This is a genomic window from Micromonospora sp. B006 (assembly GCF_003408515.1).
GTDB lineage: Bacteria > Actinomycetota > Actinomycetes > Mycobacteriales > Micromonosporaceae > Micromonospora > Micromonospora echinospora_A.
Genome location: NZ_CP030865.1, coordinates 4462071 through 4485692 on the forward strand (window position 1 = coordinate 4462071; position 23622 = coordinate 4485692).

The window sequence follows — 23622 nt, forward strand, 5'->3', positions numbered from 1 at the left end:
GCTCCCTGATACCGCCAACCGTCACCGGGAGGTCGTACCGTGCCGGAGGACGCCGCACCATTCTTCGTCGGGCCGCATCGGTTCGACGCCGACGCCGACCCCACCCGTCCCGTGCTCGACCGGCGTTACGCGCTGGTGCCCGAGCCGGGTGAGCGCATGCTCGGGCACCATCTGCTGCGGGTCGCCGGTCACCTGCTGGGCCCCACCGAGGACGTCCGCTGCTGGGCGCTGCCCACGCCGGCGACGATCACCGTGACCGACCGCCGCCTGGTGTACGTCTGCAGTGGCTCCGAGTTGTCAGTGGTCCCCGGGCGGGACAGCCGGACGGGTGCCCGGCACCGGCGTCCGGTCCGGCTGTCCCGCCTGGTCAGCGGTCAGATCCGCTGGCAGTGGCCGTCCCGGCTGGAACTGGCCGACCTCGGCGACGGCACTGCCGAGTTGCGCGTGGTCTGCGACGCGCTGCGCACCATCCGGCAGCCGGCGCTGGCACTGAGCGGCCCAGTCGGGCCGGTCGCCGGGCTGGCCCGGCAGGTACGCCGCTCGGTGGCCGGATACCGCCTGGCCAACCCCGATCTGGTCGACCTCTCCCCGCCGGAGCGGGACGTGCTCACCACCCGGGTCGCCGCCTCCCCCGGCCCGATGCTCGGCACTGTGACGCTGCCGGGTTCGCTGCCGGTGGAGTTCCTGTCCCGCGACGACTACTACCGTCCGCCGGTGGCCGAGACGTCGCCGTGGGCACTGTCGGACGCCCCGGCCCGCGACCAGCCCGGCTCCGCCTGCTGACGCGCGCGGCCGGGCCGCGGGGTCAGGAGGCGCTGCGGGTGCGGCGCTCGGAGCGGTCCAGCTCGACGGCCTCCTCCGGGGTGGGCGCGCTGCCGCCCAGGTGGGCCGGCTGCCACCAGGTGTCGTCCGGGCCGGACGGCTGGTCCGGGTACTCCCGCTGGGCCCGGTCGACGAGCGCCGACAGGCGGGTACGCAGGTCGGCGGTCATGACCGTGGCGTCCGGGTAGGCGGCCGGGTCCATCGGCTCGCCGACGATGATGGTGATCGGCGTGTGCCGGCGGGTGAGCGTGCGCGGGCGTCCCTTGGTCCACAGTCGCTGCGTGCCCCAGAGCGCCACCGGCAGCAGCGGCACGCCGGCCTCCTGCGACATCCGGGCCGCGCCGTTCTTGAGGTCCTTGACGGTGAAGGAGCGGCTGATCGTCGCCTCCGGGAAGACGCCGACCACCTCGCCGCGGCGCAGCGCGCCGACAGCACTGGCGTACGAGCCGGCGCCGGCGGAGCGGTTGACCGGGATGTGCTTCATGCCGCGCATCAGCGGACCGGACACGCTGTGCCGGAAGACGCTGTCCTTGGCCATGAACCGGACCAGCCGCTTGGCCGGGTGCGCGCCGTAGCCGCAGAAGATGAAGTCGAGGTAGCTCACGTGGTTGGACGCGAGCACCGCCCCTCCGCTGCGCGGCACGTGGTCGCTGCCGGACACGTCCAGGCGCAGGTCGAGCAGGCGGAACATCGTCTTCGCGGCGGTGATCACGGGTGGGTACACGAGTTCCGGCATGGCGAAACTTTACCCCGAGTAGGTTACGCGACCGTAGGGCCGATCTGCCCTCGGCAGACCGGGCTCGCGCAACGGGCCGGGTGCGGAGACGATGGCACCATGACCGAACGCGCTGTCCTGCTCTGGATCCACGGCGGAGGCTGGCGGGCCCGCGCCGAGGAGGACGGCGCGGCGCTCGCGTCCCTCGGGCTGCGCGTGGTCGAGGCCACCTACCGGTTCTCCCACCAGGCACGCTGGCCGGCCCAGCTCGACGACGTACGCGAAGCCGCGCGAGCCGCGCGGACCGGAGCGGACGGCCCGCCGCTGCTGGTGGGCGGCGACTCGGCGGGCGGGATGCTGGCCCTCCAGCTCGCCCTGCGCGGGGTGGACCGGCCCGGCGATGTGGCGGGCGTGCTCGCGTACTGGGCGCCGGTCGACCCGCTCGACCCGGAGCAGCGGCGCCGGCGTGCCCCCGGCGACGACCCGTGGACCGACCTGCTGGGCCATCCGCCGGCCGCGGGCGACCCGGCCACCGCCGACGCGACAGTGGCCACCCACCTGGGCTCCGGCGTGCCCGTGCTGCTGGTCCAGGGCCGCGACGACGAGGCGGTGCCGGCCGCCCAGTCGGTCGAGCTGACCGCCCGGCTGCTCGCCGCCGGCCACCCGGTACACCTGTGGCTCACCGACGGCGGTCACGCGCTCGACCTGGACCGGCCCGACCTGCGCGCGGTGGCCGCCGCGTTCCTGGACAGCGTCCTGCCCGCCGTCGCGGACGACTAGGTTCGAGGCATGCCCGACCTCGCCGCGATCGTCATCCACTGCCGCGACCCCTACCTGCTCGCGCCGTTCTGGAGCGCGGTCACCGGGTTGCCGGTGGTCGAGGAGGACCGGGTCAAGCTCGCCGAGGGCACGCTCGCCCCGGCCGAGGCGGTGCTGCTGCGCGACCCGCACGGCCGCCGGCCGGACCTGTGGATCAGCCCCGCCGCCGAGCTGCCGGAGCCCGGCCGGATCCACCTCGACCTGGTCGGCGACGCCGAGGAGCGGGCCGCTGTGCTGGAGGCGGGCGCGACAGTGGTGCGCGAGCTGCCGCGCTGGACCGTGCTGGCCGACCCGGAGGGCAACGAGTTCTGCCTGCTGCCGCCGAACGAGGCGCACAGCGCGCCGCCGCCCGGGCACTGACTCAGTCGGCCGGCTCGTCGATGTTGAGCCGGCCCCGCGCGAACGCGTCCAGCCGGCCCCAGCGGCCCGGGATGTCCAGCAACTCGATGCGTCCCATGCCCACCGGCAGGCCCGGATCCACAGCCAGGTGCCCCTCGTGCGGCTCCAGGCCCAGCATGGTGCGGATCAGCAGCAACGGGGCGCCGGTGGACCACGCCTGCGGACTGCACGCGGTCGGGTACTCCACCGGGAACTTCGTCAGCTCCCGCTGGTAGCCGCCGAACGCCTCCGGCAGGCGGCCGTCGAAGTAGGTGGCCGCGTCGAGGATGCCGTTGGCCACGGTGGCCGCCTCCTCGGTGAAGCCGTACCGGCGCAGGCCCCACGCGACGAACGAGTTGTCGAACGGCCAGATCGTGCCGTTGTGGTAGCCGATCGGGTTGTAGCGGACCTCGCCCTCGGCCAGCGTCCGCACCCCCCAGCCGGACCAGAGCCGGGGTCCCACCAGGTGCTCGGCGACGCTCGACGCCCGTTCCTCGTCCACGATCCCGCTCCACAGCAGGTGACCGATGTTGGAGCTGAGCACGTCGCACTGGCGCCCGTCCGGGTCCAGCGCCAGCGCGTAGAAGCCGCGGTCGGCGACCCACCAGTCCTGGTTGAAGCGCCGCTTCAGCTCCGCGGCCTCGCGTTCGAGCTGATCGGCGTACGTGTGGTCGCCCCAGAACTCCCGGGCCAGGCGGGCCGCGCGCATCTTCGCGTCGTACGCGTACCCCTGCACCTCACAGGTGGCCCGGGGAAACGGCGGCAGCGTGCCGTCGGCGTACGAGATGGAGTCCCACGAGTCCTTCCAGCACTGGTTCTCCAGGCCGGTGTCGGTGTTGCGCCGCTCGTACCAGATGTAGCCGTTGCCGATCAGGTCGGCGTACTTGTCGATCCACTTCAGCGCGGCCCGGCACTCCACTTCCAGCTCCTTGACCAGCGCGCCGTCGCCGCTCCACCGCTCGTACTCGTCGAGCAGCACCACGAACAGCGGGGTCGCGTCCACCGAGCCGTAGTACGGCGAGTGCGGCTGCTCCTCGAACGCGGCGGTCTCGCCGTAGCGCATCTCGTGCAGGATGCGCCCGGGGTCCTCGTCCCGGAAGTCGTCGAACCGGGTGCCCTGGAGCGCGGCGAGGATCCGCAGCGTGGTCTTCGACAGCTCCGGCGCGAACGGCAGCACCTGAAGACAGGTGAGGATGCTGTCCCGGCCGAACATGGTCATGAACCACGGCAGGCCGGCGGCCGGCAGCGTCTGCCCGCCGAGCGACAGCGGCGAGAAGCGCAGCGCCGCGAGGTCGACCAGGCTCCGCCGGTAGGTCGAGGCGAGCTCCTCGTGCTCGCTGTTCAGCTTCGGCGCCCGGCTGATCCACTCCTCCAGGTCCTGCTGGAGCGCGAGCCGCTCGACGCCGTGCGCGCGCAGCCCGATCCGCAGGTCCCGGCCGCCGGGACCGATGGCGAACGTCTGCACGTCGATGACGGCGTCCCACTGCTCGTTGGGTTCCAACCGCAGGCTCCAGGAGAAGCCGCGTTTGTCGTAGCGGGCCGGCTGGTTGGCGGAGACGACGGTCTCGCGCCGGAAGTTGCCCCGCCGGTAGCCCAGGCGCAGCCGGTCCGACTCGGCCTCGGCGTACAGCTCGCCCTTCTTGTTCAGGATCTCGTCCTTGATCTGGAAGAGGTCGGCGAAGTCGGACCCGGCGTCCATCCGGATCTCCAGGTCCACTGCCTTCTCGTCGTGGTTGAGGATGGTCAGCGTCTCCCGGAAGCTGCCGCCGACCGCCCGCTCCCGGATCACCGACAGCTTCGCGTCGATGTAGTGCGTGGCCACGCCGGGCACCAGGAAGAACCGGGCCTCGTAGTACTGCAGGTCGTCGTAGGACAGCGTGTTGAGCCGCTCGCCGTTGACGGTGAGCACCCACTTCGACAGGTAACGCGTGTCGAGCGAGAAGAGACCCGTCGGCTCGTTCGGCGTGGCCTCGATGTCGCCGGTGTCCTCGCTGACCACGAAGGTGTTTCCGTCCAGGATGCGGACGGTGTTTGCCCCGGGCATCAGGCGTCCCTCCCACTGAACGTGTGACGTGGCCCCCGGGAATCCGGCGGACCGGGGAAGACCCGCTCGACCTGCAACACCAGCCGCAGGTCACCGACGACTGTCATGTCGCCGCGCAGCAGCGCCGCGATGGCGTTCTCCTCGCCGCCGACCAGCTTGGCGAAGAGGCGGGGCTCGGTGCCGACCACGGTGTCCGCCTCGCCGTCCTCCTGCCGGACCCGCAGGTTGCCCCGGTCGATCTCCAGCAGCCAGTGCGTGGTGTGCGGGCCCTCGTGCAGGTCGAAGCGAAGCGTTCCGGATGTCTTGACCAACAGCGGCTCGAACCCCCGCCGGTCCAGGTCCTCGAAGAATCTTGTGGCCATGTCCACCATCCGGGCGACTCCTCCCGCGATCTGCGGTCTTCCGTCCGAGATGCGGTGTGCCCACCCGTTCCCCGGTCAACCTCGCCCGATCCGGGTGAGCGCGCGCCGCGGGCGTGACGCGAGACGCCGGCTCCCGAACCGGGAGCCGGCGTCACCGCGTCTGACAGGTCAGTTGTTGGGGTCGTCGGCGCTGATGTCCGCGAGAACCGACTGGGGTTCCCGCTCGACCGCCAGGTCACCCATGGAGATCAGGCCGACCAGCCGGCCGTCGTCGACCACCGGGAGCCGGCGGACCGCGTACGTGCGCATCAGGTCGGCGGCGGCCACCGCGTCGTCGTACTGGCTCACCGTCACCACGTCCTTGCTGGTGATCTGGTTGAGCCGGGTGGCGGTGGGGTCCATGTCCTCGGCCACACCCCGCACCGTGATGTCCCGGTCCGTGACGATTCCGACCACGTTGCCGTCGTCGGTCACCACCACGTCACCGATGGCGCTGTCGCGCATCTCCTGCGCCGCGGCGATGAGCGTGTCGTTGCCGTCCATCGTCACCAACCGGGTCGTCATGAACTCTCCGACCGTTGTCATGGTGCTCCCCTCTCGGTGTCGGCACGGCGGTCTACCCGCCGCCCGAGGCGGGGTAACGCGGGGGCGGCCACGACGACGGCCGGCCTCAGCGCTCGGCGGCGACCAGCTCGGCGAGCTGCACGGCGTTCAGCGCCGCGCCCTTGCGCAGGTTGTCGTTCGCGCAGAACAGCGCGAGCCCGTGCTCGACGGTCTCGTCGACGCGGATCCGCCCGACGTACGTCGGGTCCTGGCCGGCCGCCTCCAGCGGGGTGGGCACGTCACGCAGCGCCACGCCGGGCGCGCCGTCGAGCAGCTCGCGGGCCCGGGCCGGGGTGATCGGGCGGGCGAACCGGGCGTTGATCTGCAACGAGTGGCCGGTGAAGACCGGGACCCGCACGCAGGTGCCGGAGACCTTCAGGCCGGGGATCTCCAGGATCTTGCGGCTCTCGTTGCGCAGCTTCTGTTCCTCGTCGGTCTCGTCGGAGCCGTCGTCGACGATCGAGCCGGCCAGCGGGAGCACGTTGAAGGCGATCGGGCGGGCGAACGAGCGCGGCGCCGGGAACTCGACGGACGAGCCGTCGAACGCGAGCCCGGTGGCGTCCTCGGCCACCTTGCGGACCTGCTCGTCCAGCTCCGCCACGCCGGCCAGACCCGCGCCGGACACTGCCTGGTAGGTGGCGACCACCAGGCTGACCAGCTCCGCCTCGGCGTGCAGCGGGCGCAGCACCGGCATCGCGGCCATCGTGGTGCAGTTGGGGTTCGCCACGATGCCCTTCGGGCGGTCGGCGATCGCGTGCGGGTTGACCTCGGCGACCACCAGCGGCACCTGCGGGTCCATCCGGAACGCCGACGAGTTGTCGATCACCACGGCGCCGGTCTCGGCGACCCGGGGAGCCAGCTCCTTCGCGGTGCCCTTGCCCGCCGAGAAGAGCACGATGTCCAGGCCGCGGTAGTCCGCGGTGGCCGCGTCCTCGACTGTGACCTCGCCGTCGCGCCAGGGCAGCGTGCGCCCGGCCGACCGGGCCGAGGCGAACAGGCGCACCTGCTCCGCCGGGAACTCGCGCTCCGCCAGCACCTGCCGCATGACGCCACCGACCTGGCCGGTGGCTCCCACAATGCCGATCCTCATGCCCGCGAGGCTACCCAGCCGGGCGGCGACGATGGGAAACGTTTCCCACCGCGCGGATGCGGGGCGACGGGAATCACAGGCCCGCCGCCCCGTCCGGTCAGGTGTGGTCGGCCACCTCGCCGAGACCGCTGGCGACCAGCTCGTCGCGGATGACCGCCGCGTCCCCCTCGATCACCATGGTCAGCGACTCCGGGTGCAGGTAGGTGGCGGCCGCGGCGGAGACGTCCTCGACGGTCGCCGCGAGCAGTTGCTCCCGCAGCCGCGCGTGGTAGTCGTCCGGCAGGTCGTGCACGACGAGCGTGGTCAGGGCCGCGGCGATCGCCCGCGGGCTCTGCAACTCGACCGAGAGCTGCCCGGCCCGCCAGGAACGCGCCACCTCCAGCTCCTCCTCGGTCACCCCGGTCAGCTGGGTACGCGAGATCTCGCCCACCGACTCGACGAGCGCCGGCGCGGTCACCGCGGTCTGCACGCCGGAGCTGACCGCGAACCGCCCGAAGCGCCGGGACGAGGCGAAGTCGCCCCGGATCCCGTACGTGTAGCCGCGTACCTCGCGGATCAGGTGGTTGAGCCGGGACGTGAACGCGCCGCCGAGCACGGTGCCGGCGAGCGTCATCGGCACGTGGTCGGGGTGGGCGCGGTGCGGGGACGGGTGACCGAGCCGCAGCGTGGACTGCACCGAGCCGGGCCGGTCGACCAGGATGATCCGGCGCTGCCCGGCCAGCCGCACGTCGATCGGTCCGCCGCGTTCCACCGGGCCCCCGCCGGCGCCGGCGAACGCGATGGCGGCGAGCGCGTCCAGGTCGATCCGTTCCAGGTCACCGGCGACGACGAGCGTGCCGGGGCGGATGAACCACTCGGAGTGGAAGACCGTGACGTCGTCCACCTCCAGCGCGGCCACGCTGCCCGGGTCGCCGTAGAGCGGGCGACCCCACCGGTGCTGCGCGCCGAACAGCTCGGCCCGCAGCACCGCGTCGGCACGCGGGCCGGGGTTGGCCCAGTCCATCCGCAGCGCCGTGGCCTCGTCGTCGCGGACGCGCAGCACGTCGGCCGGGGCGAGCCGGGGCGTCCGGACCGCCTCGGCCAGCAGTTCCACGGCGGCGGTCAGCCGGTCCACCGGCACCTGCACGCTCACCTGGAACGAGTCCCAGTCGAGCCCGGTCGACAGCTCGGTGCCGAGCGCCTCGATGGCCAGCGCGTACGCGGTGGCGTCCCGCTGCGCGGTGCCCTCCTCCAGCGCCTTGGCCAGCACCGCGCCGAGCCCCTCCTTGCCGACCGGCTCCCGGCCTGCGCCGCCGTCGAGCAGCAGCAACGCGACGGCGAGGTTCTGCCCGGGCAGGTGCGCGGCGACCACCTGGCCGGCGGCCGCCGTCCGCCGGACCACCTGCGGGAACCGGTACGCGCGCGCGGCGCCGGGGCCGGGACGGGCGGCGATCAGCGACATCACTTCTCCTCGGGCAGGTAGGTCAGGATCACCCGGTCGGCGGCGCCGAGCAGCTCGGCGGCCTGCTCGGCGATCTGCTCCGCGGTCACCGCGAGCCAGGCCGGCAGCCGGTCGGCCGCGCGGGCCGGGTCGCCGAACTGGGTGGCGTAGCGGCCGAGCGTGTCCGCCCGCCCGTCCACCGTGGACATCTGCCGCCACCACATGGTGCTCAGCAGCGCCTTGGCCCGGTCCAGTTCGGCGGCGGTCACCGGCACCGTGGCCAGCTCGTCGACCACCTCGGCCAGCCCGTCGCGCAGCCGCTCGGCGCTCACCCCGGGGCGGGCCGTGGCGGTGGCGATCAGCGGGGCGGGCGCGTGCGCCAGGTCCACCCCGTACGCGCCGACCAGGTCCGGCTGGGCGAGCCGCTCGCCGTCGGCCAGGCGCTGGTAGAGGCGGCTGCCCCGGCCGCTGCCGAGGACGGTGCCCAGCACCGTCGTCACGTCGTACCCCTGGGTGCCGAACGGGTGGGTGCGGTGCGCGACGTAGACGCGGGGGGCGGGCACGTCGGCGGTGACCGTCTCCACCGCCGGGCGGCCGGTGGCCGGCACGGTACGGCCGTCCGGCGCGGCCGGGATGTCGGCGCGCGCGTCGAGGCCGCCGGAGTACTTGTCGGCGAGCGCGAACACCTCGGCGGCGGTGGTGTCGCCGACCACCGTGAGGACGGCGTTGTTCGGCGCGTAGTACGTGCTGTGGAACTCCTGGAAGGTGGCCAGGTCGGCGGCGTTCAGGTCGGCCATCGACCCGATCGTCGCGTGGTGGTACGGATGCCCCGGCGGGTAGAGCAGCGGCAGCAGCCGCAGCCAGGCGTCGCCGTACGGCACGTTCTCGTAGCGCTGCCGCCGCTCGTTCTTCACCACGTCACGCTGGTTGTCGAGCGTCTCCTGGGTCAGCGCCGGCACCAGCCCGCCCATCCGGTCGGCCTCCAGCCAGAGCGCCAACTCCAGGTGCTCGGCCGGGACCGTCTCGAAGTAGTTGGTCCGGTCCGGGTTGGTGGTCGCGTTGAGCGAGCCGCCCGCGCCCTGGATGAGCTTCATGTGCTCGGTCTTCGCCACGTTCACCGAGCCCTCGAACATGAGGTGCTCGAAGAGGTGGGCGAAGCCGGTCTGTCCCGCCGGCTCGTGGCGGGAGCCCACGTCGTACCAGAGGTTGACCGCCACGGCCGGGGCGGTGCGGTCCTCGCTCACCACCACGCGCAGGCCGTTGTCCAGTCGGGTCGTCTCGATCGGCCAGGGGAAACCGCTGTCGGGCATGGCACCGACGCTATCCGATCTCGGAGGCGGAAAGGTGACACGCGCGCCGGAGCATCGTCGGTGCGCGCCGGGGTACCCGTGCGGGCATGGCCGCCACCACACCGTCCGCCGTCGAGCGCGCCGCCGCCGCGCTGGCCCGGCTCCGGCACGCCCGGCTGCTGCACCCGGCCGGGCGCACGTTCGGCGGCGAGGCCCGGATCTGGGGTACGCCGGGACCGCCGGCCGGGGTTCCGCTGCTCGACTCACCGGGCCGGTGGCCGGCCACGGTCCGTCTCTCCAAGGGTGTGCCGACGCCGGGCCGCTGGCCGGACGTGCTGGGCGTGGCGGTGCGGCTGCACCGCGACCCGGAGCCGCCGGTGGACCTGCTGTTCAGTTCCAGCGGCGCCGCGCCGGTGCTGCGGAACCTGCCGCTGCCCCGGCGGCGCTTCACCGGGACGTACACGTCGATCATGCCGTTCCGGGCCGGCGGGCGGCGGCTGTTCCTGGCCGTGCTGGCCGACCCGGAGTCACCCGACCTGGGTCGCGGCCTGGCCGAGGCCGGCGCGGCGGTCGCGGCCGACGAGCCCCGGCTGGTGCTGGCGGCGGCCTCGGCGGTGGGCCGGTGGCGGCCGTTCGGCGAGGTACGCCTCGACGACGAGCGCGGCGCCGCCGAGGACGCCGCGCTCGCCTTCGATCCGATCGGCAACGTGCCGCCGGGGTTGCGCCCGGCCGGCCCGCTGGCCCGGTTGCGGGACGACAGTTACCGGGGTTCCCGCCGGGCCCGGGGCGCGACGCTCAGTCGGGCGGCTCGACGGGGGTGACGGTCTGCTCGGAGGTGCGGTGCTCCAGCACCGTGTCGGGGGCGGCGTTCTGGTCCGCCTCGCGGATGTCGGACTCGGTGAGGATCGCGTCGGCCTGCGCCTCGGCGTCGTCGCTGCCCGCCGCCGCCTCCTCCGGCAGCAGATGCGCTCGGGACTCGATCCGTTCCTGGTCACTGGGGTCATGGCTGGTGGTCATGCCGATCACATACCCCGCGTTCCGCACTTCGGAACGACAGCGGGCTTTCCGGCGCGCGTCGGGTACGCTGGCCGACGTGACGCGGTCGTATCGATGGTTTAGGCAGCCGGCTGGAGGAGCCGGTGACTCGACCATGAGCTGACGTCACTTACCTCTTCGAGCCGGCCGGGCAGGGATTCTTTTCCCTGCCCTTTCGTATGCGAGCAGCCGGCTCGATCCCCCGGACCCGGCACGGGGGCACGGTCGGCGGAAGGAATCCCCACCGTGACCACGTCCCAGGACGCCCATCGGGTCATCGACCAGCGCATCGACCGTGTGGTGCCGCTGACCACCCCGGCCCTGCTGCACCACCACCTGCCACTGGACACCCCGCTGGCCGAGGCCGTCGTGGCGGGCCGGCGTGCCGTCGGCCGGGTGCTGGACCGCGCCGACGACCGGTTGCTCGTCGTCGTCGGCCCCTGCTCCGTGCACGACCCGGCCGCCGCCCTGGAGTACGCGGGCCGGCTGCGCGAGGCCGCCGCGCGGGTCGCCGACGACCTGCTCGTGGTGATGCGCGTCTACTTCGAGAAGCCGCGCTCGACGGTGGGCTGGAAGGGCCTGATCAACGACCCGGCGCTGGACGGCTCCGGCGACGTGAACACCGGTCTGCGTACCGCGCGGGCGCTCCTGCTCGACGTGCTGCGCCTGGGTCTGCCGGTGGGCTGCGAGTTCCTCGACCCGATCACCCCGCAGTACATCGCCGACACGGTGGCCTGGGGCGCGATCGGCGCGCGGACGGTGGAGAGCCAGGTGCACCGGCAGCTCGCCTCCGGGCTGTCCATGCCGATCGGCATGAAGAACCGCCCCGACGGCAGCATCGCCACCGCCGTGGACGCGATCCGGGCGGCCGGTGTGCCGCACGTCTTCCCCGGCATCGACGTCTCCGGCACCCCGGCGATCATGCACACCCGGGGCAACGCGGACGGGCACCTGGTGCTCCGCGGCGGGGGCGGCCGGCCGAACTACGACGCGGAGTCGGTGGCCGGGGCGCTGGAGCTGCTGCGGGCCGCGGGCCTGCCGGAGCGGGTGGTGGTCGACGCCAGCCACGCCAACAGCGGCAAGGACCACCGCAACCAGCCGCTGGTCGCGGCGGACGTGGCGGCCCAGCTCGCCGCCGGTCAGCGCGGGATCGTCGGCATCATGCTGGAGAGCTTCCTGTCGCCCGGCCGGCAGGACCTGGACCCGACCCGGGAACTGGCGTACGGCCAGTCGGTCACCGACGCCTGCATCGGCTGGGACAGCACGGCCGAGGTGCTGGAGCACCTGGCGCAGGCCGTCCAGGCCCGCCGGGCCACGCTTGCGGCACGGGCCTGAGCGGGGTTGGGGCGAGTTTGACCGGTTCGGCGCCGGGTAGGTGGTCGGCGTGACCGATGACGCGCCCGTGACCGAGCAGCCGGACACCCGGCCGCTCGACGACCTGCTCGACGACATCTACCACGGCCAGGAGCGGATCACTCAGGCGGACATCTACCGCCGGGCGGTGGCCGCCGAACTCCCCGCGGAGCTGCTCACCCGGATCGCCGCGCTCCCCCAGGGCGAGTACGCGGCGGACGAGGCGGCCGACCTGTTGGGCGGCACGGTCGCCTGAGCCCCCGCCGACGAGAGGACGCGACATGACCGACCGCAACCCCGACCCCGAGCACCTGGCGGCGCTCGGCCAGCCTCCGGAGGGCGTCGACACGCTCCCGGAGCCGGACTTCGCCAACGAGCACGACCGGACCGCTGTGGACCGGGAGGTCATCACCGGGGAGGACGAGGACGAGCGGGAGCCGGAGGCGTCGCGCGGCTGGGCCGGCGAGGACCACGGCACCACCCCCACCTGACGGTGGGAGACACGGGAAAGGGGGCCGGCTCGCCGGCCCCCTTTCGTGTCCGTGGTTCACGCCTCGTGGCGGTCGCCCTCGGCCGCCTGCTGGGCGACCGCGTACCCCATCTGGAGGAAGTCGGAGGCGGCCACCGCGGTCAGCGCGGTGGCGACCAGCCGGGTCAGCCGGGGCGCCAGCACCAGGCCGCCGGTGAGCCCGGTGGCCACCCAGACCGCCAGGCAGAACGGGCAGCTGACCAGCTCGCCGAGCGCGTGCCGGGTGGGGCTGCCCTCGTCGCGGACCTGCTCCATCACCTCGCCGCTGCCGATCGGGTGGTCGTAGCGGGTGAACGGCGCCCGCAGCGGGCTGGTGATCGCGTCCTTGGACAGCAGCCGGCTGAGCTTGTGCGTGGCGATCGAGAGCAGCACCACGTCCGCCGGCGTGGGCCGTTCGGGCACCGGCCGGCCGGTCGCCCGGACCAGGCCGACGAGCGCGGCGGTCACGCCCGCGTACGTGCCCATCGCTTTCAGGTAGCCCTCCAGCGGCCGGTGCTCGTGCGGCGCGTACGCCTGGCGCAGGCGCGCCACCTTCTGCTTCAGGCCACTCCCGGTCAACCCGGCCTCCTCGTGCTCGTCGTGCGGGCCGGGCTCATCCGGCGGTCAGGTTGTCGGCCACCTCGCGGTCGAGGTTGGCCAGGATCTCGTCGGCCAGGTCGTGGTCCGGGCCGGCCAGGTCGAGCCGCACCCGGGCGCCGCCCGCGCCGGCCGGCTCCACGTCGATCTCGGCGGACCAGTCCGCGGCGCTCCACCGGGCCCGCATGTCGTCGGCGTCGACAACCTCGACCCGGCACGTGCCGGAGTTGCGCAGCCGCTCGGGCAGCCAGGCCGAGGAGCGGTCCGGGTCGGTCGCGGTGTTGAACACCACCTCCGGGGGCGCGGACATGCCGCGCTCGGCGTGGCTGGCCATCAGGCGTCCCGCAACCGGCTCGGGTCGACCTCCCGGCCGGGGTGCCGGGCCAGGTACTCGGTCTCCAGTTCGGCGGTGCGCCGCAGGTGGTTGGCGAGCGCCGAGTCGGTGGCGTGGCGCAGCGTGTCCAGCCGGGTGCGGTGCAGGCTCTGCATCTCCCGGACCAGGTCCTCGTCGCCCAGCTCCACCGGGTCCACCCCGAGCTGCTCGCCGTCGACGGTGCGGGCGTGGTCGCCGTCCCACTCCGCGACCCGCTGTTCCGGGCTCGCGTCCCGGCGTACCGATTCGGTCATCGTCGCCCCCTCGTCTCGTTCGGGTTGGCACCTGTTCGGATGCCCAGCGGGCGTGTCACCAAACCACCGCCCGGACTACGACGCCGTGTCGGAGACGCCCGGCGGTCCCGGTACTCTCGTGGGCATGAATCGGCTCTGGACACCGGCGTGGATCTTCCGCCACGTGGCCATGGTCGTGCTGGTGGCGGGTTGCCTCGGGCTGGGCTGGTGGCAGGTCACCCGCGCCGCCGGGGGGAACGCGATCAGCTTCGGTTACGCGATCGAGTGGCCGGTCTTCGCCGGTTTCGTGATCTTCGTCTGGTGGCGTGAGGTCCGGCAGGCGCTGCGGGCCGAGCCGGCGGACGACGCGCAGCAGGCGGGCGACCCGGCGCCGTCGGCCACCGCCGGCCCCGAGCCGGACGACGCCGTCCCGGCGGTACGCCGTCCGGTGCGCGTCGTGCGGGTGCCGGCCGCCCCGGCGGACGGGGCGGACGACGCCGAGCTGGCCGCGTACAACCGCTATCTATCCTGGTTGAACGCCAATCCGGGCGCCCGGCCCGGCGACTATCCCGGCTGAGGCCGGTGCGGAAGGACGGACGACGGTGGGCGGAGCCCTTACCCGGTACCGCGTGATCGCCTGGATCGTGGGCGTGGCGCTCGTGGTGCTGGTCCTGATCGGCATGCCGCTGAAGTACGGCTTCGACAACCCGAGCGTGGTGGGCGTCGTCGGGGTGGCGCACGGCTGGCTGTACATGCTCTATCTGGCGCTCACGTTCGACCTGTCCCGCCGGGCCGAGTGGCCGCTGAAGCGGATGCTGCTGGTGATGCTCGCCGGCACCGTGCCGTTCGTCTCGTTCTACGCCGAGCGGCGGGTGAGCCAGTGGGTGGCGACGGAGCAGCGGCCGCGTACCCCGGAGCCGGTCGCGGGCTGAGCGCCGCTCACCGCGGCGGCCGCCACGGCTCGGGCGGCGGCGGGTCGGCCCAGCCGCCCATGCGTGCCGCCTCACGGGCGCGGCGCAGCGCCCGGCTGACCTGACCGAACTGCCGCTCGTCGTCGCTGCTGAACAGCAGCACCTCGGTGCCGCGGACGCGTCCCCACAGCTCGTGCGCCGGGGGCCGCCAGCGGTCGCCGATCAGCACGAGCAGCAGCGGCACCAGCCCGACCCCGCCGAGCATGAGGTACGCCCCGGCGGTGAGCCGGTGCAGGCCGCCGGTGAAGCCGAGCAGCACCCCGACCGCGGCGATCATCGCGGCGGACACGACGACCGCGGGGATCGCGAGCCGGTCGTGCGGGCCACGGTCGGTCCGCACCTGGGTGATCTCGGCCACCGGCCAGGTGTTGCGGCCGACGGTGAAGCGCTCGGCGGTGACGACGATGCCGGGCCGGGCGTAGAGCAGCTTGGGCGTGGCCGGTCGGGGCGGCTGGGTGGCGGAGCGGTCGGTCTGCACGGCGGCCTCCCGGGGACGCGGATCCCGTGCGGGAATCCCGGTTCCGGGCTTCATTGTGTTGCGGGTCCGCCACCTGACCTCGGGTTTTCGCCGGCCGGCCGCGAACCTGCCACGGTGGGGCCGCCGGAAAGAGAGACCGATTTCAGTCTTTGTCATGACTTTGCGTGGCGGTGGCTGACGACATCCGCCCAGAACGACCAATCGGGCGAGCCACACCATCTACGCACAGGGCCCGAACCCGGGTACGGCCGGTCGGCGAGGCGGGCACGGACGGTCAGGCGTATCACCGTCACTTTCCGCCACTTTGCCAACTTTCGCCCCTGCTTGAACTCCCGGCTACTCCGATCACGGGTTAGGTTGTGCAGGTCGGCCCGGTCGACAGCCATCCGCCCCGGATGGCCCCGGGCCGGTGTCGCCGGGGCGCGAACGCGCCCGGCGACCGGTGGGAGAGGAGCTTTCCGCTCTTGTCGTCCTTACGGATGCTGCTCCGCTCGCTGGCGGTGGCCGGCCTTTCGGCCGCGCTACTCGCCCCGGCGCAGGTGGCTCGGGCCGAGCCCACCCCCGCCGAGCTGACGAAGCAGATCGAGAAGTCCTCGACTGAGCTGGAGCGAATCGTCGAGTCCTACAACAAGCTCAACGAGGACATCAAGGCCAACAAGGCCACCGCGGCCAAGCTGGAGGCCCGCATCGGGCCGTTGCAGGAACAGGCCGAGCGCAGCCGCGCCGAGGTGGGCGTGCTGGCGGCGACGGCGTACAAGACCGGCGGCATGCGTACCGCCGCGGCCCTGCTGGACCCGGGCGGCCAGGCCACGCTGCCGGAGCGGCTGGGCACCCTGGACCAGCTCACCCGCCAGCGCCAGCGCACTCTCTCCAGCTTCACCGCCGACCAGCAGCGGCTGATCGACCAGAAGACCCAGCTGGACGTCACGCTCGCCCGCGAGGCGGCGCAGGCCAAGCAGCTCAAGGCCGCGAAGACGCGGATCGAGGGAGACCTGGCCGGCCTCTACGAGATGCGGCGCAGGGCGTACGGGCGGGCCACCGAGGCGCCCGGCAACGCCGGCTCGGCGGGCAAGCCCCCGGCCGTCTCGGGTGACGCCGGCAAGGCCGTGCGGTACGCCTACGGCGCGGTCGGCAAGCCCTACGGCTACGGCCAGGACGGCCCCGGCAGTTACGACTGCTCGGGTCTCACGCTCGCGGCGTGGCGGGTGGCCGGGAAGTCGCTGCCGCACAGCGCGGCGAGACAGTGGAGCGCCACCAAGCGGATCAGCCGCAGCGAGCTGCAACCGGGCGACCTGGTGTTCTACTCCGGGCTCGGGCACGTGGCGCTCTACGTCGGCAACGGCCAGATCATCGACGCGCCGAGCGCCGGACGCAACGTCAGCAAACGCGGTATGAACATCATGTCGATCGCCGGCTACGGCCGGGTCTGATCGACGCGGACGGCGAACGGCCGGCGTCCCCCTGTCGGACGCCGGCCGTTCGTTGTCTCAATTACTACCAGGTCAGGCCGCCTGCAGCCCTTCCGCGCGAGCCAGCTCACGCAGCCGGCCGAGGGCCTGGATCTCCAGCTGGCGGATCCGCTCCCGGGAGAGCGAGAACCGCGACGCGACCTCGGTCAGCGAGTGCTCGCGCCCGTCCTCCAGGCCGTAACGGGCCCGCATGATGCCGGCGGACCGGTCGTCGAGGTGGTTGAGCAGACCCTCGATCCGCTGCCGCTCCAGGCCGGTGAGCACGATCTCCTCGGGCGAGGGCGCGTCACTGTCGGCGACCAGGTCACCGAGGTTGGTGTCGCCGTCGTCACCGACCGGCGTGTCCAGCGAGACGGTGTCCTGCGACCAGCGGACCAGCTCGTTGACCCGCTCGACGGTCACGCCGAGGGCGGTAGCGATCTGCTCCGGCTCCGGGTCGGCACCCAGCTCACGGGTGAGCTGCCGGGCCACGTTGCGCATCCGGTTGACGTCCTCGACCAGGTGCACGGGCAGCCGTACGGTCCGCTCCTGCTGGGCGATCGCCCGGCTGATGGCCTGGCGGATCCACCACGTCGCGTAGGTGGAGAACTTGAAGCCACGCTCGTAGTCGAACTTCTCGACCGCCCGGACCAGGCCGGTGTTGCCCTCCTGGATCAGGTCCAGCATGGGCATCCCGGAGCGCACGTAACGCCGGGCGATCGACACGACCAGCCGCAGGTTCGCGCGGATGAACAGGTCCTTCGCGCGCTCACCCTCGACGACCAGCCGCTCCAGGTCCTCCCGGTCGACGCCGTCGGGGATGCGCTCTGAGTCGAGCAGGTGCTCGGCGTAGAGGCCCGCCTCGATCGCCTTGGAGAGGTCAACCTCCCGGGCGGCGTCGAGCAGCGGCGTCCGGGAGATCTCGTGCAGGTAGACGCCGACCAGGTCCCGCTCCTCGGCGACCTCGTCGGTACGCATGCCGATGTTCTTGTCCACGATTGCCACGGTCCCCTCGCTCGCGCCGGTTGCCCGGTTCCTTGCCATCCCCACGTTCATCAGCCCTCCCCGTAACCTCCGCTGTGCCCGTAGGTGCTGACACCTACACAACAGGTGTGACGCGTCGGGGATTCCTTGTCGTGAGTCGAAACTGTCACGAATGCCTGAGTGCTAGCTGAGAGCCCGGTCCATGTTTCCTGTTACCGGCCCGGTTCGGACGGCTTCCGGACACGGCTTTTGACGCCTGCCGGAGCTGCTGAATCGCTATTCGCCCATGGAATGGCACCATTGCCTGTTCCATGAACACAGCGAGCCGCGTCACCGGGTCGTTGCGATCCTGGTCACTGCGAGATACGCGCTCGCGGACCGGTCGGTTCAGCCATGCTCAGGATTACCCTCCGCCTCGTTGAACAATCCGTACGGGCGGGAACGTCCCCCTCCCGCACGTGATACGCGTCGCACCCGCCTGGCGGATGCGCCGGGCGGGTGGATCGGGCGGGAAGAGCGGGCCGGAGCGCTCAGGAGGCGAGCAGGGCCAGCGCGCCGCGTACCTGGTGGGCGGAGCGGGCCAGCGCCGCTCGGGCGGCCGGCACCTCGGCGCCGGAGACGAGCGCGACGAGCGCGGTCTTGAGGTCGCCGTCGGCCTCCCGCAGGGCGACCCGGCAGACCTCCTCGGCGCAGCCGGTGGCCTCCACGAGGATCGAGATCATGCGGCCGCGCAGTTTGGCGTTCGTGGCCACCATGTCGATCATCAGGTTCGAGTAGACACGGCCCAGACGCACCATGACGGCCGTGGAGAACGTGTTGAGCACCAGCTTCTGCGCGGTGCCGGCCTTCATCCGGGTCGACCCGGTGACCACCTCCGGCCCGGTGTCCACCCCGATGAAGACGTCCACCGACGCGGCGGCCTCGGCCTCCGGATTCGCGCAGAGCAGCACCGTACCGGCCCCCAGCTCCCGGGACGCGGCGAGCGCCCCGAGGACGTACGGGGTGCGTCCGCTGGCCGCCAGGCCCACCACCAGGTCGCCCGGGCGTACGCACTCGGCGGCCTCGGCGGCGCCGCCGCGCTCGTCGTCCTCGGCGTCCTCGACCGCCCGCCACATGGCGTCCGGGCCACCGGCGAGGTGCGAGCAGAACCAGTGCCGGGGCGAGTTGAACGTGGGGGCCAGCTCGGCCGCGTCCAGCACGCCGAGGCGACCGGAGGTGCCGGCGCCGAAGTAGTGCACGCGGTGTCCGTCACGCAGCGCGGCCACCGCCAGGTCGACGGTCTCGGCGATCTCGTCCAGCACGGCGGCGACGGCGGCCGGCACCCGCCGGTCGGCCTCGTTGATCACGGTGAGCACGTCCCGGGTGGACATCAGGTCGAGGTCGAAGCTGTGCGGGTTGCGGCGCTCGGTCGGCGCGCCGACACGCACCACCGGCCGGATCGCCGCCACGCCGTCGCGTTCCACCCGGCCCGCCGTCATCCCCGCCTCCGACCGGGACCGACCCGGCGCGACTTGACCGCCTCGGCGGTGGCTTCGAGCGCCTTCTTGGTCCGGGCCCGGCTGCGCGCGGCCACCCCGACGAAGAGGCAGTCGACGACGGTGAGCTGGGCCAGCCGGCTGGCCGTCGCGCCGGAGCGGTAGGTCGTCTCCCGGGCGGCGGTGGTGAGCACGTGGTCGGCGACCTCGGTGATCGGCGAGCGCGGGAAGTTGGTGAGCGCCACGGTGGTGGCCCCCCGGGCCCGCGCCTGCTCCAGCACCTCGATGACGTCGGACGTGGTGCCGGTGTGCGAGATGCCGACCGCGACATCGCCGCGCCCGAGCAGGGCGGCGGAGGTGAGCGCGGTGTGCACGTCCGGGAAGTAGAACGCGATGCGGCCGATGCGGTGCAGCTTCTGCTGGAAGTCCGAGGCGACGAAGCCGCTGGCGCCCGCGCCGTAGACGTCGATCCGGCCGGCCGCGCCGATCGCCTCGACCACCAGCTCGCAGACCGCCGGGTCGAGCTGCTCGGCGGTCTCCTCGACGGCCCGGGCGTCGTTGAACGCGATGGTGGCGATGATCTGGGCCAGGTCGGCGCCGGGCGGGATGTCGCCGCCGACCACCCGCGCGTCCGGCGGCTCGATCCGGCGGGCGGCCTCGGCGGCGAGGCGGATCCGCAACTGGGGATAGCCGTCCATGCCGACCGAGCGGCAGAAGCGGATCACTGTCGCCTCGGACGTCTCGGCGGCGGTGGCGAGGTCGGTGATCGTACGCCGGGCGGCGTCCGCCGGATCGGAGACGACCAGCCGGGCCACCCGCTGTTCGGCCGGGGACAGCGAGGGCAGCAGGCCGCTGATGTGGACGATCAGTCCACCGGGCTCGTGACTCGCAGAAATCTTCGAACTCTTCGCCACGGATGAAACTTACTTTCAGAGGGCGTGAGCGTCAACCATGACACCGCGTATCGGGAAATTTACCGTCTTCCGTGCCCGCCACCCGAGCCAAGGATCCCATTCTCGCAGCCCGGCCGCTTCATCCGGTCCGCTCGAGTCCGTCCCGCCGGGCGGCGTGCCGGTCCGCCGTCGCGCGACCCGATCTGGCTGGACGGCCTCGACCAGGCAGGCCGGACGGCCGCCGCCGGGTCGCCGGACGGCCGGTGGGGCCGTTCGTTAGCGTGTGTCCATGACGGAACGCACGGTGCTGGTGACCGGAGGTACGGGCGGGCTGGGCGGCGCGGTCACCGAGGCCTTCCTGGACGCCGGCTGGCGGGTGGTCGTACCCCAGCGGGAGCCCGGGACGGACGGCGGCGGCCCGGTCCGCGTCGAGGCGGACCTGCTGACCCCCGAGGGGGCCGCGCGGGCGGTCGAGGTCGCCACCGCCGAACCCGCCGCGCCGCTGCGCGCACTGGTCAACCTGGTCGGCGGGTACGCCGCCGGCGGCCTGGTGCACGAGACCCCGGTCGAGGAGTTCGAGCGGATGCTGCGGCTCAACCTGCGCCCGACCTACCTGGTGACCCACGCGGCGCTGCCGCACCTGGCCGCGACCGGCGACGGCGCCGTGGTGTGCGTCTCCGCGCGGGCGGCGGTGTCGCCGTTCCCGGGCGCCTCGGGCTACGTCACCGCCAAGGCCGCGGTGCGGGCGTTCGCCGACGCGGTCGCGGTCGAGTACCGGCAGCGCGGCGTGCGGTCCAACACGGTGCTGCCGAGTGTCATCGACACCCCGGCCAACCGGGCCGCCCAGCCCGACGCCGACCACCGGCGCTGGGTGCCCCCGGCGGAGATCGCCGGCGTGATCCGGTTCCTGGCCTCCACCGAGTCGGCGCCCACGAGCGGCGCCGGCATCCCGGTCTACGGCCGGGCCTGAACCGGCACCGGGCCGTCGCGGCCCGCCCCGCCGACCGGACGCGGCGGGCCGCCCGGAGCCGGGCCGGGACCGGCGGACGGATCATCGGGCAGCCACTCGCTCAGGTGCGCCCGGATCCGGCGGGCCACCTCCTCCGGCGGGCCGTTGCCGTCCACCACCACGAAGCCGCCGTACTCCGGCAGCCTCCGATACGCGGTGTCCGCGTCGGTCAGCCATTCCATGCTCTCGTGGTCGGTGCCGCGCCGCTCGATCCGGCGGTACGCCTCGGCCGGGTCCACTGTGAGCAGGAACGTCACAGCGGGCGCCGGGAAGACCCGGTAGCCGGCCCGGGCCAGCCGCTCCCACCGCTGCCCGCCGTGCGCCCGGATGCTCGCGTACTGGCAGAACGACCAGCGGTCCATCACCGCGGTACGGCCCGTGACCAGGCAGCTGAGCAACGCGAGCGCGATGGCCAGCCACCGCAGCGCCGACTCGACCGCGAGCAGGCCGTCGCGCCCGACGAGCCGCTGCGCGTCCGCACGGCCGACCCGTTGGGCGATGCGGCCCAGCCAGCGGCGGCCACCGGCGTTGCGGTGATAGGTCGCGGGGTGGCCGGCGGCGGTCAGGGCCTGGGCGAGCCGGTGCGCCTGGGTGGTCTTGCCCGAGCCGTCGATGCCGATCAGGGCTACAGCGCGCAGTCGGGCCCTGCCGCGCCGCGCTCGCCGTGAGCTGGCCACCTTTTCGAGGTTATCCGACCGACGCTCACATCGCCTATTTGTCGCTTTCCTGCCCGAGCGGACGGAACCGCGCCGCTACAGGTGTGACCAAAGCGCCAGCCGGGTACGCATCGTGATCCCAACGCCCATGACGACGAGGGAGCCGCAGATGGCCGAGCGCGGGGACGAGACCCTGGTGCACACGCTGAAGAAGGTCGCCGCCGTGCTCAAACAGTCCGAGATCCCGTTCGCACTGGGTGGCAGCTTCGCGGTGTACGCGCACGGCGGCCACTCCAGCGACCACGACGTGGACTTCCTGCTCCGGGAGGTGGACGTCGACCGGGCGCTGGAGGCGCTGGTCGAGGCCGGCTTCACCGCCGAGCGCCCGCCGGAGGACTGGCTGGTCAAGGTCTACGACGAGGACCGGATGGTGGACCTGATCCACCGGCCGGTCGAGACGCCGGTGACCGAGGAGACGTTCGCCGACACGATCGTGCGCCCGGTCGACGCCATCCACATGCCGGTGCTCTCGGCCAGCCAGCTCATGGTGCACAAGCTGCTGAGCTTCTCGCAGCACTACTGCGACTTCGCCCGCGCCCTGCCGCTGGCCCGCTCGCTGCGGGAACAGATCGACTGGGAACGGGTACGGAAGGAGACGCAGCACTCGCCGTACGCGGAGGCGTTCCTGGTGCTGCTCGACCGGCTGGTCGTGCTGCCCGGCGGCGTGCCCGGCGGAAGGGAGACCCTGTGACCGGACAGTCGCACGACGTGCCACCCGACGAGTACGTCGAGGCGGAGATCCAGAGCATGCTCGCCGAGGACCCCTCGGTGGCCGAGCAGGGCATCACAGTGGTGCGCCGGGAGAGCGGGCTGGTGCTCTACGGCGAGGTGGAGAGCCCGCACCGGCGGGAGGAGATCCTGCGGCGGGTCGCCGAGCGCTTCCCGGACACGCCGGTCACCAGTGACATCGGGGTGATCCACACCGAGGCGCCCACCCAGGTCGAGGAACTGCCGTGAGGGAGGTTCGATGGTGATCCGGATCGCCGCCGTGGGCGACGTGCATCTGGACGAGGACGTGGTGGGCCGGTTCCGGCCGGCGCTGGAGGAGCTGCCCGGCAGCGCCGACGCGCTGCTGCTCGCCGGTGACCTGACCCGGCACGGCACCGAGGCCGAGGCGCGCTGCGTGGCCCAGGAGTTCGGCGATGTCGGCGTACCGGTGATCACCGTGCTCGGCAATCACGACCACCAGTGCGACCAGGTGCCGCAGGTGGTGAAGGTGCTGGAGGACGCCGGGATCACCGTGCTGGAGGGCACCGGCACCGTGGTGGACACCCCCGGCGGGCGGCTCGGGGTGGCCGGCGTGAAGGGGTTCGGCGGCGGGTTCGCCGGGCGGTGCGCCAGCGACTTCGGGGAGCCGGAGATGAAGGCGTTCGTGCGGACCACCCGGGAGAGCGCGGACGCGCTGGCCGGGGCTCTGCTCTCGCTCGACTGCGACGCGCTCGTCGCGCTCACCCACTACGCCCCCGTGCCCGACACGCTCGCCGGCGAGCCGCTGGAGATCTATCCGTTCCTCGGGTGCTACCAGCTCGGGCAGGCGATCGACGCCGCGCCCACCGCGCTGGCGCTGCACGGGCACGCCCACCACGGCACCGAGCGTGGCACCACGCCGGGCGGAGTGCGGGTCCGCAACGTGGCGCACCCGGTGATCAAGCAGGCGTACAGCATCTTCCACCTGGGAGATCACCTGGACTGAGCGGGAGGTTTCCGGGATCGGACGTACGGGTATCCAGCCGCCATGGAGCTGATTCTCTGGATTCTCGCAGTCGTATTGGTGGTCGCCGGAATTCTCGCCCTGTTCCGCCGGCAGATCCTCTGGGGCATCGTCCTCATCGTCGTCGGCCTGCTGGTCGGCCCGGGCGGCGTCAGCATCTTCAACACCTAACCCCTACCGAAGCGCGACGCGCCGGAGTCCTCGGGCCAAGACGTTCCTCCCCCTCGGATCGGAACGTCGGAGCCCGAGGACTCCGGCGTCTGCGTGTCCGGGGCCGGTGCGCCTGTCCGCCGGCG

Annotated in this window: 30 protein-coding genes and 1 pseudogene; 15 read left to right on the forward strand and 16 right to left on the reverse strand. The window is 73.0% G+C overall.

All coding sequences use genetic code 11. From position 1 onward, the window contains the following. The first annotated feature begins 39 nt into the window (after positions 1-39). Complete coding sequence (locus MicB006_RS19995; RefSeq protein ID WP_116508139.1) at positions 40-783, forward strand: hypothetical protein; 744 nt, start codon at positions 40-42, stop codon at positions 781-783. Positions 784-805: 22 nt separating this feature from the next. Here MicB006_RS19995 and MicB006_RS20000 read toward each other — a convergent pair whose 3' ends face one another. After that, positions 806-1558 (reverse strand): 1-acyl-sn-glycerol-3-phosphate acyltransferase, encoded by a 753-nt coding sequence (locus tag MicB006_RS20000; RefSeq protein WP_116508141.1) that lies wholly within the window; start codon positions 1556-1558, stop codon positions 806-808. 99 nt (positions 1559-1657) lie between these two features. Here MicB006_RS20000 and MicB006_RS20005 point away from each other — a divergent pair, with 99 nt between their 5' ends. Both MicB006_RS20005 and MicB006_RS20010 read left to right on the forward strand, forming a co-directional pair. Further along, the gene (locus MicB006_RS20005) at positions 1658-2317 is read left to right on the forward strand and encodes an alpha/beta hydrolase (RefSeq protein ID WP_116508143.1); all 660 of its coding nucleotides are present in this window, start codon (positions 1658-1660) and stop codon (positions 2315-2317) included. Between the two features lie 9 nt (positions 2318-2326). After that, positions 2327-2716, forward strand: a complete 390-nt coding sequence (locus MicB006_RS20010; protein ID WP_073830621.1) for a VOC family protein — start codon at positions 2327-2329, stop codon at positions 2714-2716. Position 2717: 1 nt separating this feature from the next. Here the strand turns inward: MicB006_RS20010 and MicB006_RS20015 are convergent, their stop codons facing one another. The 6 genes from MicB006_RS20015 to MicB006_RS20040 form a co-directional block, all read right to left on the reverse strand. Next, a complete protein-coding gene (locus tag MicB006_RS20015) occupies positions 2718-4778 on the reverse strand; it encodes a glycogen debranching N-terminal domain-containing protein (RefSeq protein ID WP_116508145.1) in 2061 nt (686 codons plus the stop codon). Continuing rightward, entirely contained in the window at positions 4778-5149 is a 372-nt protein-coding gene (locus MicB006_RS20020) for an SCP2 sterol-binding domain-containing protein (RefSeq protein WP_116508147.1), read from the reverse strand. The genes MicB006_RS20015 and MicB006_RS20020 overlap by 1 nt, the downstream gene beginning before the upstream one ends. A gap of 159 nt (positions 5150-5308) precedes the next feature. Beyond that, the gene (locus MicB006_RS20025; protein WP_116508149.1) at positions 5309-5725 is read right to left on the reverse strand and encodes a CBS domain-containing protein; all 417 of its coding nucleotides are present in this window, start codon (positions 5723-5725) and stop codon (positions 5309-5311) included. Between the two features lie 85 nt (positions 5726-5810). Then, positions 5811-6833, reverse strand: a complete 1023-nt coding sequence (locus tag MicB006_RS20030) for an aspartate-semialdehyde dehydrogenase (protein WP_116508151.1) — start codon at positions 6831-6833, stop codon at positions 5811-5813. Between the two features lie 97 nt (positions 6834-6930). Then, positions 6931-8274 carry a pitrilysin family protein gene (locus MicB006_RS20035; RefSeq protein ID WP_116508152.1) on the reverse strand — a complete coding sequence of 448 codons (1344 nt, stop codon included), beginning with the start codon at positions 8272-8274 and terminating at the stop codon, positions 6931-6933. Further along, positions 8274-9563: a pitrilysin family protein gene (locus MicB006_RS20040; protein WP_116508154.1), complete on the reverse strand. Its 1290-nt coding sequence runs from the start codon at positions 9561-9563 to the stop codon at positions 8274-8276. The genes MicB006_RS20035 and MicB006_RS20040 overlap by 1 nt, the downstream gene beginning before the upstream one ends. A gap of 86 nt (positions 9564-9649) precedes the next feature. On the opposite strand from MicB006_RS20040, the gene MicB006_RS20045 reads away from it, so the two are divergent. Further along, complete coding sequence (locus tag MicB006_RS20045) at positions 9650-10363, forward strand: phosphodiesterase (RefSeq protein WP_116508156.1); 714 nt, start codon at positions 9650-9652, stop codon at positions 10361-10363. Here MicB006_RS20045 and MicB006_RS20050 read toward each other — a convergent pair. Beyond that, complete coding sequence (locus MicB006_RS20050; RefSeq protein WP_013288141.1) at positions 10338-10559, reverse strand: hypothetical protein; 222 nt, start codon at positions 10557-10559, stop codon at positions 10338-10340. The two genes, MicB006_RS20045 and MicB006_RS20050, sit on opposite strands and share 26 nt — an antisense overlap. 255 nt (positions 10560-10814) lie before the next feature. Here MicB006_RS20050 and MicB006_RS20055 point away from each other — a divergent pair, with 255 nt between their 5' ends. From MicB006_RS20055 to MicB006_RS20065, 3 genes are read left to right on the forward strand one after another with little or no spacing between them, the layout of a single operon-like run. Next, a complete protein-coding gene (locus tag MicB006_RS20055; RefSeq protein ID WP_116508157.1) occupies positions 10815-11912 on the forward strand; it encodes a 3-deoxy-7-phosphoheptulonate synthase in 1098 nt (365 codons plus the stop codon). A gap of 40 nt (positions 11913-11952) precedes the next feature. After that, the gene (locus tag MicB006_RS20060; RefSeq protein WP_018786980.1) at positions 11953-12186 is read left to right on the forward strand and encodes a hypothetical protein; all 234 of its coding nucleotides are present in this window, start codon (positions 11953-11955) and stop codon (positions 12184-12186) included. Positions 12187-12211: 25 nt separating this feature from the next. Then, positions 12212-12421: a hypothetical protein gene (locus MicB006_RS20065; protein ID WP_116508159.1), complete on the forward strand. Its 210-nt coding sequence runs from the start codon at positions 12212-12214 to the stop codon at positions 12419-12421. A 56-nt stretch (positions 12422-12477) separates the two neighbouring features. On the opposite strand, the gene MicB006_RS20070 is transcribed toward MicB006_RS20065, so the two are convergent. Genes MicB006_RS20070 through MicB006_RS20080 form a run of 3 tightly spaced genes read right to left on the reverse strand, consistent with a single transcriptional unit; the run spans position 12478 to position 13662 of the window. After that, positions 12478-13017 carry a DUF1360 domain-containing protein gene (locus MicB006_RS20070; protein WP_073830611.1) on the reverse strand — a complete coding sequence of 180 codons (540 nt, stop codon included), beginning with the start codon at positions 13015-13017 and terminating at the stop codon, positions 12478-12480. A 34-nt stretch (positions 13018-13051) separates the two neighbouring features. Beyond that, positions 13052-13369, reverse strand: a complete 318-nt coding sequence (locus MicB006_RS20075) for an SRPBCC family protein (RefSeq protein WP_030502250.1) — start codon at positions 13367-13369, stop codon at positions 13052-13054. After that, positions 13369-13662: a DUF6158 family protein gene (locus tag MicB006_RS20080; protein WP_030502251.1), complete on the reverse strand. Its 294-nt coding sequence runs from the start codon at positions 13660-13662 to the stop codon at positions 13369-13371. The genes MicB006_RS20075 and MicB006_RS20080 overlap by 1 nt, the downstream gene beginning before the upstream one ends. Before the next feature lie 124 nt (positions 13663-13786). Here MicB006_RS20080 and MicB006_RS20085 point away from each other — a divergent pair, with 124 nt between their 5' ends. Both MicB006_RS20085 and MicB006_RS20090 read left to right on the forward strand, forming a co-directional pair. Then, positions 13787-14218: a hypothetical protein gene (locus MicB006_RS20085; RefSeq protein ID WP_116508161.1), complete on the forward strand. Its 432-nt coding sequence runs from the start codon at positions 13787-13789 to the stop codon at positions 14216-14218. Positions 14219-14243: 25 nt separating this feature from the next. Continuing rightward, the gene (locus MicB006_RS20090; RefSeq protein WP_116508163.1) at positions 14244-14573 is read left to right on the forward strand and encodes a DUF3817 domain-containing protein; all 330 of its coding nucleotides are present in this window, start codon (positions 14244-14246) and stop codon (positions 14571-14573) included. Between the two features lie 7 nt (positions 14574-14580). Here the strand turns inward: MicB006_RS20090 and MicB006_RS20095 are convergent, their stop codons facing one another. Beyond that, positions 14581-15090, reverse strand: coding sequence for a DUF6232 family protein (locus MicB006_RS20095; RefSeq protein ID WP_116511655.1), 510 nt, complete (start codon positions 15088-15090; stop codon positions 14581-14583). A gap of 464 nt (positions 15091-15554) precedes the next feature. On the opposite strand from MicB006_RS20095, the gene MicB006_RS20100 reads away from it, so the two are divergent. Continuing rightward, entirely contained in the window at positions 15555-16520 is a 966-nt protein-coding gene (locus MicB006_RS20100; protein WP_116508164.1) for an NlpC/P60 family protein, read from the forward strand. A 72-nt stretch (positions 16521-16592) separates the two neighbouring features. Here MicB006_RS20100 and MicB006_RS20105 read toward each other — a convergent pair whose 3' ends face one another. The 3 genes from MicB006_RS20105 to MicB006_RS20115 form a co-directional block, all read right to left on the reverse strand. Beyond that, on the reverse strand, positions 16593-17582 hold the full coding sequence (locus MicB006_RS20105; protein WP_073830704.1) for an RNA polymerase sigma factor RpoD/SigA: 990 nt from the start codon (positions 17580-17582) through the stop codon (positions 16593-16595). 470 nt (positions 17583-18052) lie between these two features. Beyond that, positions 18053-19000, reverse strand: coding sequence for an N-acetylmuramic acid 6-phosphate etherase (locus tag MicB006_RS20110; protein WP_073830606.1), 948 nt, complete (start codon positions 18998-19000; stop codon positions 18053-18055). Further along, entirely contained in the window at positions 18997-19911 is a 915-nt protein-coding gene (locus MicB006_RS20115) for a MurR/RpiR family transcriptional regulator (protein ID WP_073830605.1), read from the reverse strand. The genes MicB006_RS20110 and MicB006_RS20115 overlap by 4 nt, the downstream gene beginning before the upstream one ends. Before the next feature lie 268 nt (positions 19912-20179). Here MicB006_RS20115 and MicB006_RS20120 point away from each other — a divergent pair, with 268 nt between their 5' ends. Beyond that, entirely contained in the window at positions 20180-20860 is a 681-nt protein-coding gene (locus MicB006_RS20120; RefSeq protein WP_116508166.1) for an SDR family NAD(P)-dependent oxidoreductase, read from the forward strand. Here MicB006_RS20120 and MicB006_RS20125 read toward each other — a convergent pair. Next, a complete protein-coding gene (locus MicB006_RS20125) occupies positions 20845-21576 on the reverse strand; it encodes a dTMP kinase (protein ID WP_116508168.1) in 732 nt (243 codons plus the stop codon). The genes MicB006_RS20120 and MicB006_RS20125 overlap by 16 nt on opposite strands. Positions 21577-21724: 148 nt before the next feature. Here MicB006_RS20125 and MicB006_RS20130 point away from each other — a divergent pair, with 148 nt between their 5' ends. From MicB006_RS20130 to MicB006_RS32045, 4 genes and pseudogenes are all read left to right on the forward strand, one after another. Then, positions 21725-22306 carry a nucleotidyltransferase gene (locus tag MicB006_RS20130; protein WP_116508170.1) on the forward strand — a complete coding sequence of 194 codons (582 nt, stop codon included), beginning with the start codon at positions 21725-21727 and terminating at the stop codon, positions 22304-22306. 56 nt (positions 22307-22362) lie between these two features. Next, positions 22363-22572 (forward strand): hypothetical protein, encoded by a 210-nt coding sequence (locus tag MicB006_RS20135; RefSeq protein ID WP_225980833.1) that lies wholly within the window; start codon positions 22363-22365, stop codon positions 22570-22572. Positions 22573-22582: 10 nt separating this feature from the next. After that, positions 22583-23360 (forward strand): annotated as a pseudogene (locus MicB006_RS20140) (metallophosphoesterase). Then, positions 23351-23497: a GPGG-motif small membrane protein gene (locus tag MicB006_RS32045; RefSeq protein ID WP_013288160.1), complete on the forward strand. Its 147-nt coding sequence runs from the start codon at positions 23351-23353 to the stop codon at positions 23495-23497. Before MicB006_RS20140 ends, MicB006_RS32045 begins: the two are co-directional and overlap by 10 nt. Positions 23498-23622: the final 125 nt, after the last annotated feature.